General features: G+C 56.1%; 1 protein-coding gene. It reads left to right on the top strand.

The features are described from left to right. On the top strand, nt 1-443 hold a 443-nt coding region (gene rpsB / locus J5M71_RS26915), incomplete at its 5' end, for a 30S ribosomal protein S2 (RefSeq protein ID WP_207838548.1). Between the last annotated feature and the right edge of the window lie 99 nt (nt 444-542).

Here is a 542-nt window from a genome sequence, read left to right as displayed (position 1 = left end):
GCATGCTGACCAACTTCAAAACCATTCGTGCTTCCATCAAGCGTCTGCGTGACCTTGAAGTTCAAGCCGAAGACGGTACTTTCGCCAAGCTGACCAAGAAAGAAGCGCTGATGCGCTCCCGTGATCTTGAGAAGCTGGATCGTTCGCTGGGCGGCATCAAGGACATGGGCGGTCTGCCAGACGCACTGTTCGTGATCGACGTTGACCACGAGCGCATCGCGATCACCGAAGCCAACAAGCTGGGCATCCCGGTCATCGGCGTTGTCGATACCAACAGCAGCCCGGAAGGCGTTGACTACATCATCCCAGGCAACGATGACGCCATCCGCGCTATCCAGCTGTACATGGGTTCGATGGCTGACGCAGTTATCCGCGGCCGCAACAACGTTGCTGGCGGTACTGTAGAATTCGCAGCTGAAGAAACTCAGGCTGCAGCTGAGTAATCGACGCCCCTGGCGTTGACTCAGTAAGCAAAAAGGGGGCTTGGCCCCCTTTTTGCCACCTCGAAAACCATTTGTCGGCGCCCACGTCTTTATTTGTCA

The sequence above is a fragment of the Pseudomonas sp. 43(2021) genome (genome assembly GCF_017490805.1).
Lineage (GTDB): Bacteria > Pseudomonadota > Gammaproteobacteria > Pseudomonadales > Pseudomonadaceae > Aquipseudomonas.
This window is presented reverse-complemented; position numbering and strand designations above follow the sequence as displayed.